This is a genomic window from Arthrobacter sp. 10T419, from assembly GCF_056394105.1.
This window is the reverse complement of record NZ_JBFTHF010000048.1, coordinates 1-436: the sequence shown is the minus strand read 5'-3', so window position 1 is coordinate 436 and position 436 is coordinate 1. Positions and strand designations below refer to the sequence as shown.

Here is a 436-nt window from a genome sequence, read left to right as displayed (position 1 = left end):
GTCATGGTCGGCTCCCGTGGAAGCAATCGATGTTGACTGGAATGCTAGGAGCCCGGTGCGGATGGCCACAATAGTCGCGTAGGTGGTGTCGCGTTAAACGAAGGTATGGGGGGGCCCCCTTCTTGCCAGCCGCATCCGGAACACGCCACCGCGCGTGACGCGCGGCAGGGCGCCTAGTGCTTCGGATGGCAGGCCGCCTTGCCGTCATGGCATCGGACCGGTGCCGGTGCTTTGGCCACAGCGCTGGCGGATGGCAGCACGCTGTAGTCGTAGCGATCGGCGGCAAACGGGCTGGTGGCTGGGTCGGTGGCATGGGCGGCCACGGTACCGAGCAGGCAGGTGGCGGCTAGAACGGAGCGGAACAGGGTCGAACGCATGGAGATTCTCCAGTGGGACTGCGATGGATCTGCGGTTCAAGCGCCGATCAGCATGGCGC

At 65.6% G+C, this 436-nt stretch carries 1 protein-coding gene; it reads right to left on the bottom strand.

Annotated features, from left to right (window positions below):
* Window positions 1-173: 173 nt before the first annotated feature.
* Window positions 174-377: a hypothetical protein gene (locus AC1DBD_RS17815; RefSeq protein WP_092296770.1), complete on the bottom strand. Its 204-nt coding sequence runs from the start codon at window positions 375-377 to the stop codon at window positions 174-176.
* Window positions 378-436 lie beyond the last annotated feature (59 nt).